2 protein-coding genes are annotated in these 1,369 nt (G+C 29.9%); both read right to left on the bottom strand.

Annotated elements, in window-relative coordinates; all coding sequences use genetic code 11:
- A partial coding sequence (locus F3G88_RS10135; RefSeq protein WP_149716083.1) for a hypothetical protein occupies nucleotides 1-417 on the bottom strand: 417 nt, incomplete at its 3' end.
- Nucleotides 414-1,369 (bottom strand): hypothetical protein (locus F3G88_RS10360; RefSeq protein WP_188117489.1); only part of this gene is annotated, 956 nt, incomplete at its 5' end. The genes F3G88_RS10135 and F3G88_RS10360, both read right to left, overlap by 4 nt.

Here is a 1,369-nt window from a genome sequence, read left to right as displayed (position 1 = left end):
ATTATTAATATTTTCTCCAATAAATCTACCTTTTGAAAAATAAGACCCCATAAATTTTTCAAAAGAAATATAAGATAGTATTTTTGTAAGAATTTCGCTCTCTTTTAATTTTAATAGAACACAAGATTTTGCATTAGCTATTTCTCTAGCAAGATTAAATTCACCATAGTCATATTTTTTATCAAAAAATTTCAAATTAAGCTTGTGTATTATTTCATCATTTTCATTATCCATTGCTGCTATAACGGCAATTGCCCTAAAATCATTATCTATATTACCGAATATATCTATTTTTAAACAATCTCCCTTATATTTCGAATAAATAAATTCCTTTAAACTATCATAGATTATGGAACTAGAAGCATAAGTTAATTCAGTTTTTTTCAAATTAGAATTTTTTAAAATTACTTCACTCATTTTAAATCCTTAATTTTATTTGCGTAGTCTAATGCTTTTTTAGTAGCTTCTTGTATTTTTGAATTTTTAGATATGCTACTTGATAACTGACTTCCACTATTTGAAATATATTTTCCAGAGTTGAAATCATAAAAATATTTTTCGTTTCCGACTTTAATATGAATGTTCACTTTACCAGAACCCCCTCTTTCAACATCAAGCGATATGTTCTTGTTACCTTTTATTTGAACATCACCATTGTTTAAAATTCTCTTATTTGAAAAGCCGTTATTTTTATTTGAAATTTTAACATCATTGTCATCATCATCTGGCGGTAATGGTGCTGGCGATGAAGTTTGAACATTGCCACCTTGCTGTTCTGCTGTCTGTGTATTTTCTTGCTGATTTGAAGCATTTTTGATTATATCATACGAAAAATCATACTCAGATGAATTTTCTACAAATTTATCCCCAATCTTTTTAGCACCGTACGTACCACCAAGAGCAACTGAGACTGCTCCTATTTCTACTAAAAATTCTAATACAGCTGGCGCAATAGGTAAAACAACTGCTGGGATAAAACTTCCTTTTAGTGCTTCTTGCTCTTTATTATATTCATTGATTGCCCTTACTATTTCATTATATCTTTGTGGGTCTGTTTCTTTTATTCGTTTTAAATTCTCAATTATAATTTCTGTATTTTTATAAACTTCGTTGCCAAGCAGAGCCTTTAAAGCAAATTCACCAATCCCTTGTCCAACTTTTTCTAACTCTTGCTTTATCTGCTCTCTTCCATCAGCTGTCAGCACCCTTAAATCCATACTACCATCTACATTTGAGCTTATGCTAGTATTTACTAGATCTTTTGTTAGTTTAGTGGTATCTCTATTTAGTCTTGTTAGATCATCAGAGTTCTCTTTATTTGCTATCTCTATGTTGCCACTACCTAGAGTTGCTAGGTTTTTAGATAGTG

It is taken from the genome of Campylobacter concisus (genome assembly GCF_902460675.1).
GTDB classification, from domain to species: Bacteria; Campylobacterota; Campylobacteria; order Campylobacterales; family Campylobacteraceae; genus Campylobacter_A; species Campylobacter_A concisus_AJ.
This window is presented reverse-complemented; position numbering and strand designations above follow the sequence as displayed.